This window comes from Corynebacterium sp. MSK195 (assembly GCF_030228885.1).
In the GTDB taxonomy this organism is placed as follows: domain Bacteria; phylum Actinomycetota; class Actinomycetes; order Mycobacteriales; family Mycobacteriaceae; genus Corynebacterium.
In genome coordinates this window covers 16,182-35,552 of sequence record NZ_JASPGT010000015.1, presented here as the reverse complement: position 1 = coordinate 35,552, position 19,371 = coordinate 16,182, and the positions used below count along the sequence as shown (strand labels likewise).

Annotated in this window: 22 protein-coding genes and 1 pseudogene; 8 read left to right on the top strand and 15 right to left on the bottom strand. The window is 60.6% G+C overall.

Features of this window, described 5'->3' with window-relative positions:
- Positions 1 to 388, bottom strand: a pseudogene (locus QP909_RS10970) (IS6 family transposase); the annotation flags it as partial.
- Between the two features lie 742 nt (positions 389 to 1,130).
- On the opposite strand from QP909_RS10970, the gene cmtR reads away from it, so the two are divergent.
- Positions 1,131 to 1,490 (top strand): Cd(II)/Pb(II)-sensing metalloregulatory transcriptional regulator CmtR, encoded by a 360-nt coding sequence (gene cmtR / locus QP909_RS10965; RefSeq protein ID WP_003849933.1) that lies wholly within the window; start codon positions 1,131 to 1,133, stop codon positions 1,488 to 1,490.
- A complete protein-coding gene (locus tag QP909_RS10960) occupies positions 1,487 to 2,086 on the top strand; it encodes a cadmium resistance transporter (RefSeq protein ID WP_049361033.1) in 600 nt (199 codons plus the stop codon). The genes cmtR and QP909_RS10960 overlap by 4 nt, the downstream gene beginning before the upstream one ends.
- Positions 2,087 to 2,839: 753 nt before the next feature.
- Here the strand turns inward: QP909_RS10960 and QP909_RS10955 are convergent.
- The 5 genes from QP909_RS10955 to merT all read right to left on the bottom strand — a co-directional run bounded on the left by QP909_RS10955 (position 2,840) and on the right by merT (position 7,248).
- Positions 2,840 to 3,550, bottom strand: a complete 711-nt coding sequence (locus tag QP909_RS10955; protein ID WP_284767243.1) for an ASCH domain-containing protein — start codon at positions 3,548 to 3,550, stop codon at positions 2,840 to 2,842.
- A 251-nt stretch (positions 3,551 to 3,801) separates the two neighbouring features.
- Positions 3,802 to 5,244 carry a mercury(II) reductase gene (merA, locus tag QP909_RS10950; RefSeq protein WP_005532160.1) on the bottom strand — a complete coding sequence of 481 codons (1,443 nt, stop codon included), beginning with the start codon at positions 5,242 to 5,244 and terminating at the stop codon, positions 3,802 to 3,804.
- Positions 5,245 to 5,363: 119 nt separating this feature from the next.
- Positions 5,364 to 5,912, bottom strand: a complete 549-nt coding sequence (locus tag QP909_RS10945) for a TlpA family protein disulfide reductase (protein ID WP_284767242.1) — start codon at positions 5,910 to 5,912, stop codon at positions 5,364 to 5,366.
- Positions 5,909 to 6,874 (bottom strand): cytochrome c biogenesis CcdA family protein, encoded by a 966-nt coding sequence (locus tag QP909_RS10940; protein ID WP_049361036.1) that lies wholly within the window; start codon positions 6,872 to 6,874, stop codon positions 5,909 to 5,911. Before QP909_RS10940 ends, QP909_RS10945 begins: the two co-directional genes overlap by 4 nt.
- Positions 6,871 to 7,248 (bottom strand): mercuric ion transporter MerT, encoded by a 378-nt coding sequence (merT, locus tag QP909_RS10935; RefSeq protein WP_034973490.1) that lies wholly within the window; start codon positions 7,246 to 7,248, stop codon positions 6,871 to 6,873. Before merT ends, QP909_RS10940 begins: the two co-directional genes overlap by 4 nt.
- A gap of 227 nt (positions 7,249 to 7,475) precedes the next feature.
- Here merT and QP909_RS10930 point away from each other — a divergent pair, with 227 nt between their 5' ends.
- Positions 7,476 to 7,859 carry a heavy metal-responsive transcriptional regulator gene (locus QP909_RS10930; RefSeq protein WP_370505896.1) on the top strand — a complete coding sequence of 128 codons (384 nt, stop codon included), beginning with the start codon at positions 7,476 to 7,478 and terminating at the stop codon, positions 7,857 to 7,859.
- A 62-nt stretch (positions 7,860 to 7,921) separates the two neighbouring features.
- Here the strand turns inward: QP909_RS10930 and QP909_RS10925 are convergent, their stop codons facing one another.
- The 5 genes from QP909_RS10925 to QP909_RS10905 form a co-directional block, all read right to left on the bottom strand.
- The gene (locus QP909_RS10925; protein ID WP_284767241.1) at positions 7,922 to 8,134 is read right to left on the bottom strand and encodes an alkyl hydroperoxide reductase; all 213 of its coding nucleotides are present in this window, start codon (positions 8,132 to 8,134) and stop codon (positions 7,922 to 7,924) included.
- Between the two features lie 280 nt (positions 8,135 to 8,414).
- The gene (locus QP909_RS10920; RefSeq protein ID WP_230208643.1) at positions 8,415 to 8,729 is read right to left on the bottom strand and encodes an NIPSNAP family protein; all 315 of its coding nucleotides are present in this window, start codon (positions 8,727 to 8,729) and stop codon (positions 8,415 to 8,417) included.
- Between the two features lie 105 nt (positions 8,730 to 8,834).
- Positions 8,835 to 9,164 (bottom strand): DMT family transporter, encoded by a 330-nt coding sequence (locus QP909_RS10915; protein ID WP_003849969.1) that lies wholly within the window; start codon positions 9,162 to 9,164, stop codon positions 8,835 to 8,837.
- On the bottom strand, positions 9,161 to 9,520 hold the full coding sequence (locus QP909_RS10910; RefSeq protein ID WP_003849971.1) for a DMT family transporter: 360 nt from the start codon (positions 9,518 to 9,520) through the stop codon (positions 9,161 to 9,163). The genes QP909_RS10915 and QP909_RS10910 overlap by 4 nt, the downstream gene beginning before the upstream one ends.
- Positions 9,517 to 10,062 (bottom strand): TetR/AcrR family transcriptional regulator, encoded by a 546-nt coding sequence (locus QP909_RS10905; RefSeq protein WP_284767240.1) that lies wholly within the window; start codon positions 10,060 to 10,062, stop codon positions 9,517 to 9,519. Before QP909_RS10905 ends, QP909_RS10910 begins: the two co-directional genes overlap by 4 nt.
- A 415-nt stretch (positions 10,063 to 10,477) precedes the next feature.
- On the opposite strand from QP909_RS10905, the gene pepN reads away from it, so the two are divergent.
- The 5 genes from pepN to QP909_RS10880 all read left to right on the top strand — a co-directional run bounded on the left by pepN (position 10,478) and on the right by QP909_RS10880 (position 16,252).
- Complete coding sequence (gene pepN / locus QP909_RS10900; protein ID WP_284767239.1) at positions 10,478 to 13,003, top strand: aminopeptidase N; 2,526 nt, start codon at positions 10,478 to 10,480, stop codon at positions 13,001 to 13,003.
- 83 nt (positions 13,004 to 13,086) lie between these two features.
- Positions 13,087 to 13,635 carry an RNA polymerase sigma factor gene (locus QP909_RS10895; protein WP_269953984.1) on the top strand — a complete coding sequence of 183 codons (549 nt, stop codon included), beginning with the start codon at positions 13,087 to 13,089 and terminating at the stop codon, positions 13,633 to 13,635.
- An 84-nt stretch (positions 13,636 to 13,719) separates the two neighbouring features.
- Positions 13,720 to 14,646: a thioredoxin-disulfide reductase gene (gene trxB / locus QP909_RS10890; protein ID WP_005326896.1), complete on the top strand. Its 927-nt coding sequence runs from the start codon at positions 13,720 to 13,722 to the stop codon at positions 14,644 to 14,646.
- Positions 14,647 to 14,652: 6 nt separating this feature from the next.
- The gene (trxA, locus tag QP909_RS10885) at positions 14,653 to 14,976 is read left to right on the top strand and encodes a thioredoxin (RefSeq protein ID WP_049378064.1); all 324 of its coding nucleotides are present in this window, start codon (positions 14,653 to 14,655) and stop codon (positions 14,974 to 14,976) included.
- A gap of 88 nt (positions 14,977 to 15,064) precedes the next feature.
- Positions 15,065 to 16,252, top strand: coding sequence for an N-acetylmuramoyl-L-alanine amidase (locus QP909_RS10880; RefSeq protein WP_239274534.1), 1,188 nt, complete (start codon positions 15,065 to 15,067; stop codon positions 16,250 to 16,252).
- Between the two features lie 3 nt (positions 16,253 to 16,255).
- Here QP909_RS10880 and QP909_RS10875 read toward each other — a convergent pair whose 3' ends face one another.
- Genes QP909_RS10875 through rsmG form a run of 4 tightly spaced genes read right to left on the bottom strand, consistent with a single transcriptional unit; the run spans position 16,256 to position 19,348 of the window.
- Positions 16,256 to 16,834, bottom strand: coding sequence for a 2-methylaconitate cis-trans isomerase PrpF family protein (locus QP909_RS10875; protein ID WP_239274533.1), 579 nt, complete (start codon positions 16,832 to 16,834; stop codon positions 16,256 to 16,258).
- Between the two features lie 8 nt (positions 16,835 to 16,842).
- Positions 16,843 to 17,883 carry a ParB/RepB/Spo0J family partition protein gene (locus QP909_RS10870; protein ID WP_284767238.1) on the bottom strand — a complete coding sequence of 347 codons (1,041 nt, stop codon included), beginning with the start codon at positions 17,881 to 17,883 and terminating at the stop codon, positions 16,843 to 16,845.
- Between the two features lie 6 nt (positions 17,884 to 17,889).
- On the bottom strand, positions 17,890 to 18,738 hold the full coding sequence (locus QP909_RS10865; protein ID WP_284767237.1) for a ParA family protein: 849 nt from the start codon (positions 18,736 to 18,738) through the stop codon (positions 17,890 to 17,892).
- A 10-nt stretch (positions 18,739 to 18,748) separates the two neighbouring features.
- Positions 18,749 to 19,348 carry a 16S rRNA (guanine(527)-N(7))-methyltransferase RsmG gene (gene rsmG / locus QP909_RS10860; RefSeq protein WP_040425466.1) on the bottom strand — a complete coding sequence of 200 codons (600 nt, stop codon included), beginning with the start codon at positions 19,346 to 19,348 and terminating at the stop codon, positions 18,749 to 18,751.
- Between the last annotated feature and the right edge of the window lie 23 nt (positions 19,349 to 19,371).

The window sequence follows — 19,371 nt, the reverse complement described above, 5'->3', positions numbered from 1 at the left end:
GCTGTCGTATTCGATCGCAGCGTCTTGGCCAGGAAACGCTTGGCCGCAGCCACATTCCGTTTTGGTGAGAGGTAGAAATCTAAGGTCTGCCCACCGGCGGTAATAGCCCGGTAGAGATAGCACCACGTGCCGCCGACCCGGATATAGGTCTCATCCACCCGCCAGGACCGGGCCTGCCAGTCGGGTACCTGCCGGTACCAGCGAGTGTGCTTATCCAGATCAGGGGCGTATTTCTGCACCCAGCGGTAGATCGTGGTGCGATCGACTGGCACACCCCGCTCGGTCATCATCTCTTCGAGATCGCGGTAGCTCACGCCGTAGCGGCAGTACCACCGCACCGCCCACAGGATGATGTCACGGGGAAATGCCGACCGGAGAAGATGCCCATGGCTCTGATTATTTCACGCCGGTCTTTCTACTGCCCCAACTTTGCAACAGCACCGTTTTGGGTGTCCGCAGCGCGCTTCCCCCGGCGCATAGTCGGACGGAAGGAAAACAAAAAGCCACGACTCCCGCACCCCCGCAGGTGGCTTCTCCCCTAGTGCTTCCAACGACGAGAAGCACTAGGGGAGTTTCCTTTTATTGAGCGCCGTTTTCCTTCGGCCGGCCAGGGGTTTCGTGGAAAGATTGAAGATGTTTCTTGAAAGCCCCGTGACGGACGAGGGGCTTTTATGAAACTTCCTGACCAGATGTATTAGGTCCGCGGCAACACCCCGGTTACACGCAGTTTCGCCTCGGGTTACACAACAGAAGTAAATTTTTGACGTGAGCAGGAGCGCTCCTGAGAACGGGAAGTCAGGAAATTCCGCTTCCGACTCTTCCTGCCTCTCGGCAAGCTCCACGCTCCACGGTGAACGTTCGACAAGTTCGTCAAAGGTGAGCACCTCCGGTGACTTATGGTTCGAGCGGAAACTTTCAACGCTACGGAACTTCGAGCCAATTCGGTTGCCTTCGGCGCGGCACAAATCGCACATGGGCCGATCATCAGAAACGAGCGTGGTTCAGCTGTTTTTGCAACTTTGCCGGAATCTGCGCCATCTCTGCTACTTTCACTGTCTCTTCAGCAGCGCACACAGCTGCACCGCTACCCGGAACTTGATTAGTTCAGCGAGCGCTGTATAGTTCAGCGCATGCTGACTATTGCTTCGCGTCTCGACGTGATGAACCGCCTGGGTCGTGCACTGGCCGACCCCACTCGATCCCGGATCATCTTGACCCTGCTCGACCATCCCGCCTACCCGGCGGAACTATCCCGAGATCTGGACCTGACACGCCCGAACGTGTCCAACCACCTGACATGCTTGCGCGATTGTGGGATTGTCGTCTCCGAGCCAGAGGGGCGTCGGACACGATACGAGATCGCCGATCCGCACCTGGCACAGGCACTGACAGCACTGGTCGATGCCACCCTGGCAGTAGACGAAGACGCCCCGTGCATCGATCCCGTCTGCACGCTTCCCGGGTGCTACGCAGCTGGGGAGGACGCATGATCCTCACCTCGGTCTTGCAGGCGATAGGCCTGTTCGCAGCTACCAACATCGACGACATCATCGTGCTCTCCCTCTTCTTCGCGCGAGGGGCAGGCCAGCGCGGCACCACCGCCCGCATTCTGGCCGGCCAGTACCTCGGATTCGCGGGCATCCTCGTCGCCGCGATCCTTGTGACCACCGGCGCCGGAGCATTTCTGCCCCCGGCAGCCATTCCATACTTTGGTCTCATCCCTCTGGGCCTCGGCCTCTGGGCCGCATGGCAGGCCTGGCGCGGAGACGGTGACGACGATGACGAGGCCAAGGTTGCCGGCAAGAAGGTCGGCGTTTGGACAGTCGCAGGCGTCACCTTTGCCAACGGTGGCGACAATATCGGCGTCTACACCCCTGTATTCCTCAGCGTGGAACCTCTCGCAGTAGTCGCCTACTGCGTTATCTTCCTCGCGCTCGTTGCGGTCCTGGTGGCCCTGGCAAAGTTCGTCGCAACCCGCCCCCCGATCGCGGAAGTGCTCGAACGCTTTGAGCACATCCTCTTTCCCATCGTTCTCATCGGCCTCGGTATCGTGATCCTCGTCAGCGGCGGAGCCTTCGGGCTCTGACGTAGCGGCAGCGTTCCAAACGGCCCCGACCGGGCGTTATCGGTGGCTCCTATAACGCCCGGAAGGTCTTTTTGAAGCGCTGTCGGGGCGTGTGAATCTAATCACACAGAGTTTACAGAATCCCAGCAATTAAACTTTCGGCTACCCAATTTCACCCGCGGACGCAATGAGACTAGCACCGACGCTTTCCCCAACGCGCCACCGCTTGCGGCGTAGCCCGACCAAGGCCACCGGCTGGTTCTCAAACGAGGACGAAGCCCGTGGCCTAGAGCTCGTGGTCGAGAGCCGAAATTCGGCCTAAAACCGCGTTTAGCCAAAGAAAAATGACCCCTAGAATCCGCCCCTTCCAGCCGTTCTTTGAGGCTGGTGGCTAAGTCTAGAAGTTCGTCGGGATTATCTGCGGGTCGTTGTTGAGACAGATTTCGTTGTGCTGCGCGCACGAACTTGGCGAGCATGCCGGCGTCGCGGTCCAGTGGGGAAGTGGCAGGCAACTCCGCTTGTATTACCTGTAGGTGCTTGGCGGCACTGTTGGCTGCGTCTAGTGCGTACTCGTAGTCTCCAGTATCCCCGTGCGCTCCAATAAACAAGGCGCACAGGTGCGTGTCCTAGGCTTTTGGTTAGTGAGCTGACACACAGAAAAACAAGAAATTAGTCGTCGGTTTTGCAGATGTGAAGCACTCCCCTAAGTCACAAACTCTGGTGTAGTTTTACTGCTTCTACAAAAAGGGTAAGTGCGCTTTTAGATTGTTTGAATTACTGGAGTTTGAACTCTACGAGGTCTACTTCGTCATCGTCACCTAATCCGGGATAGTGAATATCTAGCGCTTCCTGAAGCTCGGTGAGAGAACCAAAACCGTCATTTCGAGCTTGCTTTTCCGATAATTCACTTCGCTGGGTAGAGACAACGGACGTGACCTGTGCAGGAATGGTGACGACCTCTCCGGATTCTTTCTCGAAGACAATGTGGGCACTTCCTTCATGGAAAGGATCATCTACGCGGATGGTTTGTTGCTTTTCTCCGCTACGAATTGATTCCTCGTAGCCTTCCCACATGTAGATGCGCTGCTCTTGTTCCATATCTCGCCAGTTGAATGCGAATGGCAAGAGTTCTTCTACGGTAGGTGCTTCAAGTCCATTGCTTCCGCGCACGATGCACCGGATGGACGGATCAACATCAAAAAGCACCTGGCGGCATTTACCGCAGGGAGGAATAACTTGACCAGTAGGTCCGTATACGGCGACTACTGCTTGGATTGGGTCCTCTGGATAACTAGCAGCATGGTTAGCTAAAGCCGAGACTTCCCCGCAAGGACCACCGAGGAAGTGGTGCGCGTTCAAACCGAGTACGTGTTTGCCTGATTTGGTAAGGAGTGCTGCGGCTACAGTGTGATCTCCTCCGTCCTGAAAGCGCCGTGCATGAGTAGTTGCTTTGGCTAGCAAATTTCGAAGTTCGTTAGTAATCACTCTTTAAGGGTAATAATTGCCAACGCGCTTGATCTATGCGAAGACAGAGATCGGGAACACCCCCCGGATCATTTTCAGACAGGGACGAAAATAAGCCATACCGAAGCCAGCGACTAGTTCCACTGCCACAAGGCAGAAGGAACGCAGATAAACATAGCCTGCCCCAGCATGGGGCTAGGAGTACGAATCCTGGGCTCCTTCAAGCGGAACTGCCAACAACGTAATGGGATTAGGCTGGGATCTGGCGCGGGTCAGGAGGCGCAGCAGGAGAGTTTGGAGACGTCGGTGGTGAAGGACTGTGCGGCGATTTTGATCCCTTCGGCCATGGTCAGGTATGGGCACCAGAGGTTCGCGACCTGGTCAACGGTCATGCCGGCCTCGAGGATGTAGACTCCGGCGGCGGCCAGGTCACCGGCCTCCTTGCCGACGGCGGTGATCCCCACAATCCGTCCGGTGTCGGCGTCGGCGACGATTTTGATGAAGCCGCGGGTGTCCCGGTTCACCAGTGCCCGGGGAACGTATTCCAGGGGCAGGACCCGGCATTCACACCGGATGCCCGCCTCGTTGGCTTCCTTGTCGGTCATGCCGACCGCGGCCAGTGACGGGCTGGTGAACGTCACGCGGGGCAGGTGCCGGTAGTCGACCTCGCGCCCGGCGTTGTTGAAGGCGTTCTCCACCATCAGGGTTCCGTGGGCGGACGCGACGTAGACGAATTCTCGGTGCCCGGTCACATCCCCTGCGGCCCAGATCCTGGGGTTGGAGCTGGCGAGTGTGCTCTCGACCAGGATCTGGCCGGTGTCGCCGGTCTTGACGCCGACGGCGTCCAGGTTCAGTCCGTCGGTGACGGCGCGTCGGCCGGTGGCTACCAGCAGCTTTGCGGCGCGGAATTCCTCCTGGCCCCCGGCGACCGTGGCGGTGACAAGGACCTCTGCGCCGGCGGGATCTGTGCGGACCGAAGTTACGGCTGCGCGGCGGACCACGCGGATGCCCTCGTCGGCAAAGACGCCCATCAGCGCACGGGAGGCTTCCGGTTCCTCGTGCGAGGCAAGCCTGGAGCGGACCAGCAAGGTCACTTTGGATCCGAGGCGGGCAAAAAGCTGCGCCTGCTCCAGGGCCACGTACCCGCCGCCGAAGACGATCAGGGACTCGGGCACCTCGTTCAGTTCCATGGCGGTGGTCGAGGTCAGGTAGTTGACTTCATCCAGTCCCGGCACCGGGGGTGCCCACGGGGTCGAACCGGTCGCGACCAGATAATGGGCGGCGGTCAGGGAGTCGCGGGTGCCGTCGGGTCCGGTGATTTCCAGGACCGGTTCCTCCGGGGTGCCGGCGAACACCGCGGTGCCCTGGCGCAGGTCCCATCCGTAGTCGGCGGCCAGGTCCACGTATTTATCCGAGCGCATTCCCTCGACCAGGGAGCGTTTCCCGTCTATCAGTACACCCATGTCCACCGGGGCGGCGGAAGTGCTGATCCCGGGGAACCTTCCGGTCGCATCCACAGCGACATGCCGGGCTTCGGCGGCGGCCAGCAGGGCTTTGGAGGGAACGCACCCGGTGTTCACACAGGTCCCGCCCACCGTGGAGCGTTCGATCATCACGACCCGATTGCCCAGCTTGGTGGCCCGGATGGCGGCGGCGAAGGCGCCGCCTCCGGAACCGATCACGGCTAAATCAAAATCTGGTGCTGCCTCAGGCATTAGTCCTCCATGGAGTCTCGAATGAACACCCCGGGGGCGTTCCTTTTTGCATACTGTCCCCAGTCTGCACCTTCCCCTGCACGGGAAGGTCAAGAACGGGAGCGAAGAGATCGGTGTTGCTACGCAAGTGTTGTGTCAAGAAATTCCTTCAGGGCATCGGCCTTCATGGGCCGGGAATCGGCCCGGCCCAGGATGTCACCGTCAGGTGCGATGACGACGGTACTGTCCAGGGATGTGACCGCGTACTTTTGGGTGAGTTCCCCGGTCCGGTCGACAACGAAGGGGTATCCGGGTGTGCCGGCCATTTCGCGGAACTGGTCCACTTGGGTTTTTGTGGTCTCCGGCGTCACGTCCACGGCGACGAAGTCTGCCTTATCGGCATATTCCTGTTCCAGTTCCTTCATCGCTTCTGTCTGCGGAACGCAGGTATAGCACCCGCTCGCCATGAAATACAGCACTGTCGGGCGGGTGGAAGGGACGGTGAGGGCCTTGCCGTCCACAGATGTGATCTCGATCCTGTCCACGTTGTTTGCGCCCGCTGGCCCGGCGGCGGGAGCGGTTTCGCTCCCGCGGTTCAACGCAGTGAGGGCCAGGACCAGGATGAGGGCCGCGGCCGCTACGACGGCAGTAATGGTGAAGATCCGCCGATGGTTTCTGGTCGTTGTCATGGGTTTCCTTTCTGGTTGGTGCGCCCTGGCGCCGTGTCGGGAAGAAGATGTTCCGGGCCGCAGCACGCTTCGGTGCTGTCGCTGCTCTCAGCCCCATCCGTGATTGCGCTGTTGTCCTGTGCCTTGCTTTTACTGCGGCGCCGCAGGGCCAGGGCCGCGGCGGCGAGGACGGCGGCCACCGCGGTGAGGGTGATGATGGGCCAGTTGCCCGAGATGAAACCGGACAGCGCCACGCTGGCTTCGGTGACCGTCCCGCCCATGATCCCCCCGGCCTGCCCGCCGGACAGGGCCGGAACCCAGTAGAGCAACAGGTAGATCCCTGCGAGGATAAGCGCGGCTCCGCCGAGACGATTAACAAACGGCAGGATCCTTCGGACGTGGCGTGCCAGGACGTCCCGCGCTACCGCTGCACCGAGGGACAGAAGGACCAGCACCACCGAGGAGCCCAAGGCGTAGGCGGCGAAGACCGCCAGCAGCCCGGCCAGGCTCCCGGTGGACACAGCCTGGGCGACAACAGCCAGCAGCAGGGCCAGGCTGCAAGAGAGCGCAGCCACCGCATAGGCCACCCCGTAGCCAAAGACCGCCCTGAGGCCCGAACTGGTCCCGTCCGTCTTCAGAATCCGGGGCAGGTTCAACCTCGCCCCGGGCAGCTGCCATCCGAACACCATGCCAAGGCCGGCAACCACAATAACCGCTCCGATCAGCGCCGCCGCCCAGGGAAGCGCCGACGCCACCGACCGCAGGCCTACAGCGGCGAGCAGGCCGGCCGTAACAAAGACAGTGGCGAAACCGGCGCTGAGGGCAACCCCGGCCTGAAGACCTGCAAGCAACGGCCGCTTCCGTCCCGCACCGGGGCCTGAACCAATGAAATACGCCAGATAGGTTGGCAGCATCGCAAACCCGCATGGATTCACCGTGGCAAGCATTCCGGTCAGAAAGGCCAGACCCAAAACACCCGTCATCCCTGTGACCCCGCATCCTCAGAAGCACCGGCCCGGGACTGCCCGGACCGCTCCTGCTCCGACGATGAATGAGGTGTTGGAGTAGAACCCGCGGACAGGCTGGCCCCCGGGCGGGAACGGGCGCAACAATCCGTCCCCGGGCTGCCCCGACGCTGCGCCCGCAGGAGCAGGGCCCCCGCGGCAAGGGCTGCGGCGGCAATGAACCAGAGGTTGCCGGCCATTGCGCCGGCCGCGGCGAAAACACCGGCTGCAGCCGTCAGAACGGGTACCCCGCAGCACACGAGCGCCACCATCACAACACCAAGGGAGGACAGCAGAGTGCCTGCCGCAAGCACCAGGCCAGAGCGCTCCCGGCCCTTCACTTTTATTGACATGATCATCCCTTCATATGTCCGGCTCGTGTCCGGGACCCCGACAGGGGACCCCAACACGAAACCGGACGGCCAGTAGTACGTCACACCCCATTATCAACCTTCCACTAAGGGGGAAGGTCAAGCTGGCGACGGGACCTGTTGGTTTGCGGGTGCCGATGCGGAACGTTCCAGTACGATGGAAGGGTCATATGCGATTTTTTGGAACGAGATGAGGACCCGAAATGCGAATCGGTGAAGTTGCTGATGCTGCCGGTATAACAACCAAGACGATCAGGTTCTATGAGGACCGGGGCCTGCTCCCACCGGCTGAGCGCTCGGCCAACGGCTATCGTGACTACGCCCACGACACCCTCAGCCGCCTCGAATTCATTCGCCGCAGCCAAATCGCCGGGCTGACCCTGGCGCAGATCCAGGGCATTCTGCGGATCCGCGATAGCGGTTTGACGCCTTGCACCCACGTACGGGATGTCCTGGGGAAACAGTTGCAGGACCTGGACCGGAAAATCGCGGAGCTCACCGCGCTCCGGGTGACCGTGGCCGAACAATATGCAACCGCCGAGGTGGCCGACCCTCAGCGCTGCGATGCTGAACAAATCTGCAGTTACATCTGAGCCCGCCGCAGGCTAAGGGGCTTCACTGAGCCGGCTCCCGCCGCGGCCAGTGCCGTCCGCAGTTACGCAGCACCCGGCTCCACGGCACGGAAGACCTCCGTGCCCGCGGCGTCCAGGATTACAGCGGTGCTTACCTGGTTTATCCGGTAGGCGGTGATGAGCCGCGTATCGGTATCAGAGGCAAAGGCCAGGGATGACGCCCCATTTCCGGCCAGGAATTCCCTGATTTCATTGGCCGTCTCGTAGGACGCGATGTCCACCGCGACATAGTTCACGGCAGCAGGAGAGCTTCGATGGACCTTGGCAAGCACCCGGGCTCCCGGCTCGAAGGTCAAGCCCCATGGTGATGCCGTGGCCCGGCGAGTGAGCGAGGTCAGGCCGGTTGGCGGCGGCTTTCGGTGGGAATGATCTGGGGTAGGAACCGGACGTAGAGGATCGTGCTCTGATTCTTATTCTCTCCGAGACGGGTGACACATGTAACAGTTGATTACACCCATCTGTACGCGCTGACCTGCGGCGTTGTGGGTTGTGCCGAGCGTGCTGCCGGAGTCCCTTTCAGTGTCCCTGGGGTAGGAGCGGCCGCATGAAGGTGCGCTCGTACCGCAGGACGCACCCGGACTCGTCTCGAATCCGGTCAGCGGCGATGAAGTCCGGGTGGGTGCCGAACAAGGTGCGGTACTGCTCGTAGGCAGCCAGGCTGGGGAAGCTGAACAGGGATTCCGCACGGTCACTCACACCTTCCGCGGGTAGGTAGTACCCGTGGTGGGTGCCGCCGTGTTCGTCGACATGCCGCATCCAAGCGCGGGCGAACTGTTCAAAGGCCGCGATCTGGTCGGGGTCGATGGTGTAGTGGACGACACAGGTGATCACATCCACAACGCTAGGCCCACAGGCGCTCATTGGGGAGCCTTTGTCTGTGCGCCTCGTGGTGCACCTGGGGCACACCAATCTGCCTGGTTTACCTGCGGAAATGCATCAGTTCGCCAAGTTGGCGCCGAGTTCAACGGTGAGAACTCCGACGGCGATGAGGAGGATGCCGAGGGCCATGGTTCGGGTGAGGGGTTCGTGGAAGATGACCCGGGCGAGGATCGCGGTGAGAGCTACGCCGGATGCTGCCCAGATGCCGTAGGCGACGCCAAGGGCCATGCCGTCGGCCAAGGCGAGACTTAAGGCGACGAACGCCACGAGATACCCCGCGATGACGCCGATGAACCATTTCTTCACCCGGCCACCGTCGGAGGCTCGTAGCGACATGGTCGCGACGACTTCGGACAAGATGGCGCCTGCGAGGAAGATCCATCTCATGAGTTGACTCCTGCTTCCTGGGCTGCGGTTTGCTGAGCTTTCTGGGAGCCGAGTTCGACGGTGAGGACACCGCTGATGATCGCAACCATTCCAAGACCCATCACAGCGGTCAGAGGTTCACCGAAAATCGCGGCGGATAGCACGGCGGCGAGCACGACCCCGCTGGCTCCCCAGATGCCATAGGCGACGCCGATCTGCATTCCTTCGCGCAGGCAGAAGGTGAGGAAGACGAAAGCGCCGATGTATCCGGCAGCAACCACGATGTACCAGGATGGGTGATTGAGCGCCGCCTTGAGAGACAGCGTCGCCGCCACTTCGGTAGTGATGGCGCCAGCGAGCAGGAACCACTGCTTCATGGGGTTGTTCCTTCGATCAGGGAGCGAATGCTGGAGACGACGGCTTCGAGATCCGCGCCGTGGAGGGTGGACACACCTGTGGCCTGGGCGCCCCAGAGTCCGTCGGCGGCGAGTCGGGCGGTGGTCAGCCTGGCTCGGGTGGCGGCGTCGAGATCGTCCGGGAGTTCGAGCCAGCGGCCCATCCGCGTAGTCCACGGTTCGGTGAGTTCGGGCCGGTACGTCGCTTGGCCCCAGATGATGAACTCGGCGCGCTTGGCGGCCCCGTGGGCGGCGACGTGAAGGTAGCTCAGGAGCCGCTCGGTGGCGTTGGCGTTCTCGAGGGGCTTGCCAAGGGTGGCAGTCATGTCGTTCTCGACGTTGGCCGCAGCGTGGTCGACGATCGCGGCGAGCAGTACGTCGCGGTTGCGGAAGTGATATAGCAATCCCGGTTTGGTGAGCCCGGCCTCGTGGGCCACTGCGTCAAGGGTAATGTCGCCACCCTCCGCTGCGTTCATGACGCGGAGGGCAGCTTCCAGGATCTCGGAGCGCTGACTGGTTCGCATATAGCTAACTTTACCATTTGGTAGGTGAAGCCTTCAACTGCGGGCGCTGGTAGGGGCACCTGGGGTACACCCTATTGTTACGCCGGTTTGGAGCAGAATGTTTCCTGTAAATAGGGCCGTTCCTAGCATTGTTTTACACGCGTCTAGTGGGGTCTAGGCCTTATGTTTACAGAAAGTGGTGAGTGTGGTGTTATCGTCTGACGGTTTCCATAGGTTGCATCCCTCAGTGTGGTGTGACGCTTGCTGATGGTCACTGACATCTTGCGCCACTTGAAGAGTGTGAGACGGCAAAAACTAATCCAACTGGTCCACAGCGAGGTCCCAATACCCGCTGGGTAGTTTGCCTCTAAAAGGCAGCGGAACTTAGACCCCAACCCCGCACCCTACGTGACGGCGATAACTATAGTTCGTAGATATGACCGCACCACAAAATAAGACGCAGCACGAGTTGCTCCAAGAACGCGCAGCGGCGGTGGACCTGCGCGCCTATCACCTCCACCTTGACCTCTCGGAGGTACTCGATAGCCCCACCTACCGCGTGACTACGCGCCTCGAACTCAGCAGCAGTGAGCCCGAGCTCTTCCTGGATTACCTAGGCGAATCCGTCGCGGAGGTCAAGGTCAATGGCACCCCGCAGAAGGTGGACTTTGATGGCAGCATCATCCGGCTGCACGGCCTGCCGGTAGGGGAGGAGCTCGCCATCGAAGTCACCGGCCACTCGCGCTATTCGCGCACCGGCCAGGGTCTGCATCGGATGCACGATCAGGCCGATGACGCGACCTACCTGTATTCACACCTCGAGCCTTCTGATGCCCGGCGCATCTTCCCCTGCCTGGAGCAACCGGATCTCAAGGCCGTCTTCCACGTGCGCATGACCGCACCGAAAAAGTGGCAGATCCTTTCCAACCAACCGGAAGTCGAACGCAGCGAGGAGGGGGAGCTAGCCACCGTTACTTTTGCGCCGACCCCGCCGCTGTCGACGTACCTGACTTCTTTCGCCGCCGGCCCCTACCAGTACCAAGAGCGCACCTGGACCGCCCCGGATGGCAGCCACTCGGCACAGCTGCGCGCCTTTGCGCGTGCGTCCATGTTTGAGCACCTGGACGAGGAAATCCTAGAACTTACCGCCCAAGGCATGGACTTTTTCCACCAGAACTTTGGCTATCCCTATCCGTGGGGCAAGTACGATTCCATCTTTGTACCCGAATACAACCTCGGCGCGATGGAAAATCCCGGCCTGGTGACGTTTACGGAGAACTACATCTTCCGCTCCCGCGCTACCCGCGCGCAGCACGCCGGCCGTGCAAATACCATCCTGCACGAGATGTCTCATATGTGGTTCGGTGATCTCGTCACTCCGCAGTGGTGGGATGACCTGTGGCTCAAGGAGTCCTTCGCGGAATTTATGGGCGCGGATTCTTCCGTCCACGGCACCGACTACACCGAGGCCTGGGCAAACTTTGCCGGCGCCCGCAAGAACTGGGCCTACCTGCAGGATCAGCTGCCCACCACGCACCCCATCAAGGCGGAGATCCCGGACGTGGATGCCGCACGCCAAAACTTCGATGGCATCACCTATGCCAAAGGAGCGGCGGTTCTCAAGCAGCTGGTGCATTACGTCGGCCGCGATAATTTCTACGCCGGTGCGCGCGACTACTTCCAGGAACACGCCTTTGCCGCCGCCACCTTTGATGACCTCCTGCAGGCGCTCAAGAAGCACACGGACCGCGATCTTGATGCCTGGTCCCAAGCCTGGCTGCGCACCTGGGGCCCGGATACCCTCACCCCGGAGTTGCACACCGAAGGCGAGAAGATCGCAGAGCTGGCCATCAATGCAGACGCCGAAGACGTCACCCGCCCGCACCGCCTGACCGCTTCGCTCTTTGATGCGTCCCTGCACAAGTACCGCGAGATCGACATCGATCTCCCGGCCGGTGATGGCACCACCCGCACCATCATCGATGAGGCGGCCGGCCTTCCGACCCCGGCATTGCTGCTGCTTAACGACGCCGACCATACCTACGCCAAGATCCGCTTCGACGAGACCTCCCTAGACACAGCGGGCGAGCGCCTGACCGACATCGAGAATGAATTGACCCGCGCGGTGATCTGGACCGCCCTGTGGAACCTCACCCGCGATGGGGAAATGTCGGCGATTGACTATGTGGGGGTCGTCGTCAAGCACGAAGCCTACGAGACCAATACCACGCTGCTGGCTGCTGCCTGCGCCAATGCCAACTTTGCCATCGCGCATTATGTTGCAGACGCCGACCGCGAGCAGGTCCGCACCGACTATGCCGAGGCAATCTGGGGCCACCTAGACGAGGCCGAACCAGCCTCGGATACCCAGCTGGTGCACGCTCGCGCCGCCATCCGCGCCCTCGCCGCAACGCCGGAGGAATCCGGCACCGAACGCCTTAAGGCCCTGCTCTCCGGTGACATTGTCGGCCTTCGCTTGGACCCCGAAATCCGCTGGTCGATCCTGCGCGCCCTCGCTGCCCGCAATGGCGTAACTCTGGCCGAGCTCGAAGAGGAAAAGCAGCGCGATAATACGCTGACCGGCGCTACCGAATTCCTCGGCGCCAGCCACGCGTTCCCCACGCCGGAGACCAAGCGCTCCGCGTTCGATAAGGCGCTCACGCCCGGTGCATATTCCAATGCCGAGGTCGACGCACTGATCGCCGGATTCAATGCCCCACGCTCGGCTAGCTTGCAGGAGGCCTTTGCGGAGGAATTCTTCTCCCGCGTGGAAGATATCTGGGCCGCGCACCCGATTGAGATTGCTAACCGCCTCATCCGTGGCTTCTACCCAGAGTTGCCGATGGCCGATGCCGCCACCACGCGCCTGCTGCATCGGGATCTGCCAGGAGCGCTGCGCCGCATCTTGCTGGAATGCCGCGATAACCTGCGGCGCACCCTGCGCGTGCGGGCTGGTCAATAGACTGTACCGCCTAGCGCTCGCGCCCTAATTCCCCTCGGGTCACACTGTGTAATAACAGTTGTTGATCCGGGGGGAATCTACATATGACGCTCAGTCATGACCGCAGTGACGAAGAACTAGTTGATGCTTTTATTGAGGGGGATAATAAGGCCTTTTCCACCATCGTGGAACGCCACCGCACGCGGCTGACCACGGTGGCGCGCCGCTACACCAGAAACGATCATGACGCCCAAGACGTGGTCCAGGAAGCCTTGCTGCGCGCCAGCTGCAACCTGCACTCCTATCGCCGCGAGTCTGCGCTTTCGACCTGGCTGCACCGGCTGGTGAAAAATTCTGGCTATGACTACTTGAACCACCGCTCTAACAGGGAAAATGCTTCTTTAGATGCGGAGGACTTCGACGACGATCGCAACCCGCTGCTCGCACATAACCCTTCCGAAAACCTTGCGGAGCAGCTGGTGGTGCGAGAAGCCATGCAGCTGCTGCGCGAGGATCAGCGCGAGGCGCTGGTGCTTACCGACGTCGCCGGGTTCCGTGTCGGCGAAGTTGCCACCGCCCAAGGGGTAAAACCCGGCACCATTAAATCCCGCCGCGCCCGAGCGAGGGAAGTCCTACGCGCCGCCATGGGGTGAGTTTGCTAATACCGACGTTTGTCAGCGTGGCGGGTAGACTCAGGGCGTTACGCGAAACCACACTCTGATTTTAGGGAGTTAGCAATGACCGTCCACGATGTTGCCATCGTAGGTTCCGGCCCTGCCGGTTACACCGCCGCGCTGTACGCGGCACGCGCCGAGCTCAACCCGATTGTCTTCGAGGGCTTCGAGTACGGCGGCGAGCTTATGAATACCACCGAGGTAGAAAACTACCCCGGCTTCCAAAAGGGCATCATGGGCCCAGAGCTCATGGAAGAAATGCGCGCCCAGGCCATCCGCTTCGGTGCGGATCTGCGCATGGAGGTCGTTGACTCCGTAGAGCTGGAAGGCGATATTAAAAAGCTGCACGTAGGTGACGAGCTCTTTGAGGCCCGCACCGTTATCCTCGCCACCGGTGCCGCCCCGCGCCACCTCGGCGTTCCCGGTGAGGAAGAACTATCCGGCCGCGGTGTATCCACCTGCGCTACCTGCGATGGTTTCTTCTTCAAGGGCCACAATATTGCCGTTATCGGCGGCGGCGACTCCGCCATGGAGGAGGCCACCTTCCTCACCAAGTTCGCGGACTCTGTCACCATTGTGAACCGCTCCGAGAACTTCCGCGCCTCCAAGATCATGCTGGAGCGCGCCCAGGCCAACGAAAAGATCAAGTGGGAGACCAATAAGGTCGTCGAAGAAGTTATTGAAGCCGATGGCAAGGTCGGCGGACTCAAACTCAAGGACGTCACTAACGGCGAGACTTCCACCTTGGACGTCACTGCCATGTTCGTAGCAATTGGCCATGATCCGCGCTCTTCCTTCCTCAATGATCAGGTCAAGCTCAATGACAACGGCTATGTTGTAGTTGAACAACCCACCACCAAGACCTCCCTGCCAGGCGTTTTCGCCTGCGGTGACTTGGTGGATGACCACTACCAGCAGGCAATTACCGCGGCCGGCTCCGGTTGCCGTGCGGCAATTGATGCGGAACATTTCCTCGCAGAAAACCGTTAATTCAGTATGAGCAACGTCAAGAAAGTAACCACCGATACGTTCCGTAAGGACGTCATCGAGTCCGATAAACCCGTCGTCGTCGACTTCTGGGCCGAGTGGTGTGGCCCGTGCAAGAAGCTTTCCCCCATCCTGGAAGAGGTAGCGGAGGAGTTGGACGGCCAAGTCACCGTCGCCAAGGTTAACGTCGATGAAGAGCGCAACCTAGGCGCCATGTTCCAGATCATGTCCATCCCAAATGTGCTGATTTTCAACCACGGCGAGAAGGTAGACGAATTTGTGGGTCTGCGTTCTAAAGATGACATCGTGGCGCAAGTGAAAAAGCAGCTTTAACTGTTAATCTAATTCCTATTAGATTAAGCGTGTAGAAATTCTGGAATGCGGCCCTAACTAAAGCGGGCTGTGAAAGGGGTATTAAGGCGTGAACCGCGTTCTTCGAGTCGGCGATACAAGCGTGCGTGTAGCTGAGGCTCGCGCTACCTTGGCCCGTCTCGGCCTCTTGTCAGATTTCAAAGGGGAACTTTCTGCTTGGAAGAAGCAGAAGTACTCCGAGAGCGACAAGAGCTTTGATGCCAATTTGTCTGAGGTCCTCAAGGCCTTCCAGCAATCCCGCGGTATCGTGCCGACGGGCGAGATCGACGATCTCACCCTGCGCGAACTGCGCCAAGCCTCGTACACGCTCGGCAGCCGCGTCCTTAGCTACGAGCCTGCGAATGAGCTGGTAGGTGACGATATCTCGCAGCTCCAGCAACAACTGCAGGAGCTCGGCTTCTACCAGCAGCGCGTAGACGGCCACTTCGGTACCAATACCCACGCGGCCCTGAAGGAATATCAGCACAACTGCGGCCTGCAAGAAGATGGTGTGTGCGGCCCCGCCACCATCCGCGCCCTTGGACTGCTCGGCCGCCGTATTACCGGTGGTTCCGCGCACAATATCCAAGAGCGTGAGCGCGTCCGCAACGCCGGCCCAAAACTCGCGGGCAAGCGCGTTGTCATCGATCCCGCCTTGAGCGGCGGCGACGCCGGCCAGCTGGTCAAGGGTCGCTTCGGTAATATTTCCGAGCAGGAAATCCTGTGGGACCTCACCCAGCGCATCGAGGGACGCATGATTGCCGCAGGCATGGAAACCATCATCTCCCGTCCTCGGACCTCCGATGCGGACGTCAAGTCCCGCGCCGAACTGGCTAACGCTTTCGATGCGGACATGGTCATTTCCCTAGCCTGCGATTCCTACCCCAATGAGAAGGCCAATGGTGTTGCCACCTTCTACTTTGGTTCTGAGTTGGGCAATTCCTCGCTCATTGGTGAGACCCTTTCCGGTTTCATCCAACGCGAGATTGTCGCGCGCACTGAGCTGCTGGACTGCGGCAACCACGGCCGCACCTGGGACCTGCTGCGCTTGACCCAGATGCCGGTCATCCAGATCGTACTGGGCTACCTGACCAACCCAGAGGACGTAAAGATCCTCACCAACCCGTCCCGCCGCGATGACATTGCGGAGGCGATCGTGATTGCCGTAAAGCGCATGTACCTCATGGAGCAGGACACCGCCGTAACCGGCACCTATAAGTTCTCCGAGCTGCTCCAGGCCGAACAGTCCTCGGCCTAGAATCTAGGCCAAGGCGCGGGCTAGGAGGTCTTCGGCCGCTGCCGCGCTGAGCATATCGTGCTCGGGCGGCAGCTCGAGCCGCAAGCGGGGGAGTACTGGGTGATCCGCGGCTACCTCAAAGCCGGCGGAGCGCAAAGTCTCATAAGACATCAGCCCAATATAGGCCGGTTTGTGGCCCAAGAAATCCGCCGCTGCCGCAGGATCGCCGTAATAGCCAAAGGCCTCCACGGCGGTGCTGCCGCGTTTGGTGAGGTGCATAATGGCGGCGTCGACAAGCACTGCTTCAATGCCACGCCCCATTAAATGTGCCTTAACGAAGAGCGAGGTAATGATGTCCGCATCGTCTGAAATGGGGGCGGTGGGAAGCTTGGCGGCGCCGGCAGCATCCTCGCGAGAGCAAAAGAAAATGGTGGCGTCCTCGCCCACAGTAAAGCCGCACTGACCAAAGGAGAGCAGGGTAGTGGCCAGCCACGCTTCCTTTTCAAAGGCGGGATCGACCACGGAGGCCTCCAGCTCCCAAAAGGTGCTGCGCGCGGCCTGGCGGTGAATGCGCGCGCCTTCGCGAACCGGCTCGAGGATCATCGCCCCAGTTAGTGTTGACCCTCAATGAGCGTCATGATGCGCTCGAAATCTTCTTGGTCACCAAATTCCACGACCATCTTGCCCTTGCGCTTGCCCATGGTCACGGTGACCTTGGTATCGAAGCGGTCGGACAGGCGCTCAGCGGAATCGATAAAGTACTGCGGCTGCGGTGCCGGCTGCTTCTTCTTGGATTCGGCCGGCTTACCATCGCGCTTGTAGAGGGTGACTGCTTCCTCGGTGGCGCGTACGGACAGGCCCTCCGCGATGATGCGGTTGGCAATGTATTCCATGGCTTCGGTGTCGTCCAAGGACAAAAGGGCACGCGCGTGGCCGGCAGATAGCGTACCAGCAGCTACGCGCTTTTGTACCTCTACGGGCAGCTTGAGCAGGCGCAGCATATTGGTCACCTGTGGGCGCGAACGGCCAATGCGGTCCGCCAGCTCGTTCTGGGTAACGCCGAACTCTTCCAGCAGCTGCTGGTAGGCGTGCGCCTCTTCCAAGGGGTTGAGCTGTACGCGGTGGATATTCTCCAGCAGGGCATCGCGCAGCAGGTTGTCATCCTTGGTATCGCGCACGATAGCCGGAATCGTGGCCAGGCCCGCCTTGGAGGAAGCGCGCCAACGGCGCTCACCCATGATGAGCTCAAAGCCGCCTTCTTCGGAAGGACGGACGACGACGGGCTGCAACAGACCGAACTCGCGGATCGAGTGGACGAGCTCGCCGAGTTCATCCTCGTCGAAGACCGTGCGCGGCTGCTTCGGGTTAGGGATAATATCCCCAATGGAAATCTCACGGTAGGTCGCACCGATAGGAGCCGGAGTGGTCTGGCGCTTCTTGGAGGACTTAGAGCCAGAACCCTGTTGAATGGTGGGAGCGCCCTTTACGCGCTTGCCTTCGCCACCCTTTCGGCCCGGCTGCGGGGTGGAATTGCCCAAAATAATATCCGCGGCGGAATCTCCCAGGCGCGGCTTACGGGTAGGGGCATCAGGACCGGATGGGATGAGTGCGGCTAGGCCTTTGCCAAGGCCGCCTTGCTTCTGTTCTGCCATGAGTTCCTATCCTTCCAATTCCGCGTAAATCTCTGGGCTCACGCCAATCGCCCCGGTAGTCGGGTGCGGGCGGTAATCGCCACGCCGGTTAAGCTCGCGCGCCGCTGCAAGGTACGCGCGGGCACCGGTGGACGAGGGAGCGTAATCAATAACCGTAGTACCGTACCCCGGTGCCTCGGAAACGCGCACGGAGCGCGGGATAACATTGGCCAGCACCACAGCTCCGAACTGTTCGCGGACGTTATCTGCCACGTCCTCGGCCAAGCGCGTGCGGGCGTCATACATGGTCAGCAGCACGGCGGAAATATGCAGATCCTCGTTGAGGTGCTCACGAATCATGGAGATATTACCCAGCAGCTGGCCCACGCCCTCCAGCGCGTAGTACTCGCATTGAATCGGGATGATGACCTCTTCAGCGCACGTCATGGCGTTGATGGTGAGCAAACCCAGTGATGGCGGGCAATCAATGAAGACATATTCAAAGCCATGCTCTTCAAGGAAGCCATTATGCAGGGCGTCATAGAGCCGAAATTCACGGCGTACCAAGGAGACCATTTCAATCTCTGCGCCAGCTAGGTCAATGGTGGCGGGGATGCAAAAAAGATTCTCGTTGTGCGAGGAGACCTGCATGGCCTTCTCGGCGGTGCAGTCACCGAGGAGCACCTCATAGCTGGAATCGGTGCCGGAATTATGTTCCGCGCCCATGGCCGTGGAGGCGTTTCCCTGCGGGTCAAGATCGATCACCAGCACTTTTTTGCCCTCTGTGGCTAGCGCTGCGGCCAAGTTGGCGGCGGAGGTGGTTTTGCCTACGCCGCCTTTCTGGTTAGCAATGGTGATAAGGCGCGGATTAGTCATGCCGTCTACTTTAGTTCACGCGCGGGACACGAATGATCGTGGTTCCCTCGATGGTGCTGACCTCGGCCTTTCCACCGCCGGCCTTCTTAATGTCGGCGGCATCGCGTTCCAGTTCCTCGTGTACCGAAGAACCCTTCAGCGCGATCATCTCACCGCCCTTGCGTACGAGCGGCAGCGACCATTTCGCCAGCTTGCCCAGCGGTGCGACGGCGCGGGAGGTGACCACGTCTGCTCCCGCCACGGCCTTTTTAATCGGGCCCTCCTCGGCACGGCCACGCAGGACCGTCACGTTGTCTAGGCCCAGCTCTTCTACGACCTCGTTGAGGTAGTTATAGCGCTTGAGCAGCGGCTCGATCAGAGTGATCTGCAGGTCCGGGCGTGCAATGGCCAGCGGAATGCCGGGCAGCCCGGCACCCGAGCCGACGTCGATAACCGTGGCACCCTCTGGGATTGCCTGCTTGACGACGGCGCAGTTAATAATGTGCCTGTCCCACAGGCGTGGCACCTCACGGGGGCCTATAAAACCACGAGTGGACCCGTCTGTAGCGAGCGAATCATGGTAAGCCTGCGCGAGGGGCAAGCGGGAGCCGAATACTACTGACGGGTCCATCTCGGACACGATGGGGTTCTCCT

Bases quoted from the DNA above. Each gene is read 5' to 3' on its own strand.
- QP909_RS10870 (WP_284767238.1), bottom strand. From the start codon at position 17,883: ATGGCAGAACAGAAGCAAGGCGGCCTTGGCAAAGGCCTAGCCGCACTC.
- QP909_RS10905 (WP_284767240.1), bottom strand. From the start codon at position 10,062: ATGCGAACCAGTCAGCGCTCCGAGATCCTGGAAGCTGCCCTCCGCGTC.
- QP909_RS10960 (WP_049361033.1), top strand. From the start codon at position 1,487: ATGATCCTCACCTCGGTCTTGCAGGCGATAGGCCTGTTCGCAGCTACC.
- QP909_RS10895 (WP_269953984.1), top strand. From the start codon at position 13,087: ATGACGCTCAGTCATGACCGCAGTGACGAAGAACTAGTTGATGCTTTT.
- QP909_RS10865 (WP_284767237.1), bottom strand. From the start codon at position 18,738: ATGACTAATCCGCGCCTTATCACCATTGCTAACCAGAAAGGCGGCGTA.
- merT (WP_034973490.1), bottom strand. From the start codon at position 7,248: ATGTCAATAAAAGTGAAGGGCCGGGAGCGCTCTGGCCTGGTGCTTGCG.
- cmtR (WP_003849933.1), top strand. From the start codon at position 1,131: ATGCTGACTATTGCTTCGCGTCTCGACGTGATGAACCGCCTGGGTCGT.
- rsmG (WP_040425466.1), bottom strand. From the start codon at position 19,348: ATGGACCCGTCAGTAGTATTCGGCTCCCGCTTGCCCCTCGCGCAGGCT.
- QP909_RS10875 (WP_239274533.1), bottom strand. From the start codon at position 16,834: ATGATCCTCGAGCCGGTTCGCGAAGGCGCGCGCATTCACCGCCAGGCC.
- QP909_RS10945 (WP_284767242.1), bottom strand. From the start codon at position 5,912: ATGACAACGACCAGAAACCATCGGCGGATCTTCACCATTACTGCCGTC.
- QP909_RS10915 (WP_003849969.1), bottom strand. From the start codon at position 9,164: ATGAGATGGATCTTCCTCGCAGGCGCCATCTTGTCCGAAGTCGTCGCG.
- trxA (WP_049378064.1), top strand. From the start codon at position 14,653: ATGAGCAACGTCAAGAAAGTAACCACCGATACGTTCCGTAAGGACGTC.
- trxB (WP_005326896.1), top strand. From the start codon at position 13,720: ATGACCGTCCACGATGTTGCCATCGTAGGTTCCGGCCCTGCCGGTTAC.
- pepN (WP_284767239.1), top strand. From the start codon at position 10,478: ATGACCGCACCACAAAATAAGACGCAGCACGAGTTGCTCCAAGAACGC.
- QP909_RS10940 (WP_049361036.1), bottom strand. From the start codon at position 6,874: ATGACGGGTGTTTTGGGTCTGGCCTTTCTGACCGGAATGCTTGCCACG.
- merA (WP_005532160.1), bottom strand. From the start codon at position 5,244: ATGCCTGAGGCAGCACCAGATTTTGATTTAGCCGTGATCGGTTCCGGA.
- QP909_RS10910 (WP_003849971.1), bottom strand. From the start codon at position 9,520: ATGAAGCAGTGGTTCCTGCTCGCTGGCGCCATCACTACCGAAGTGGCG.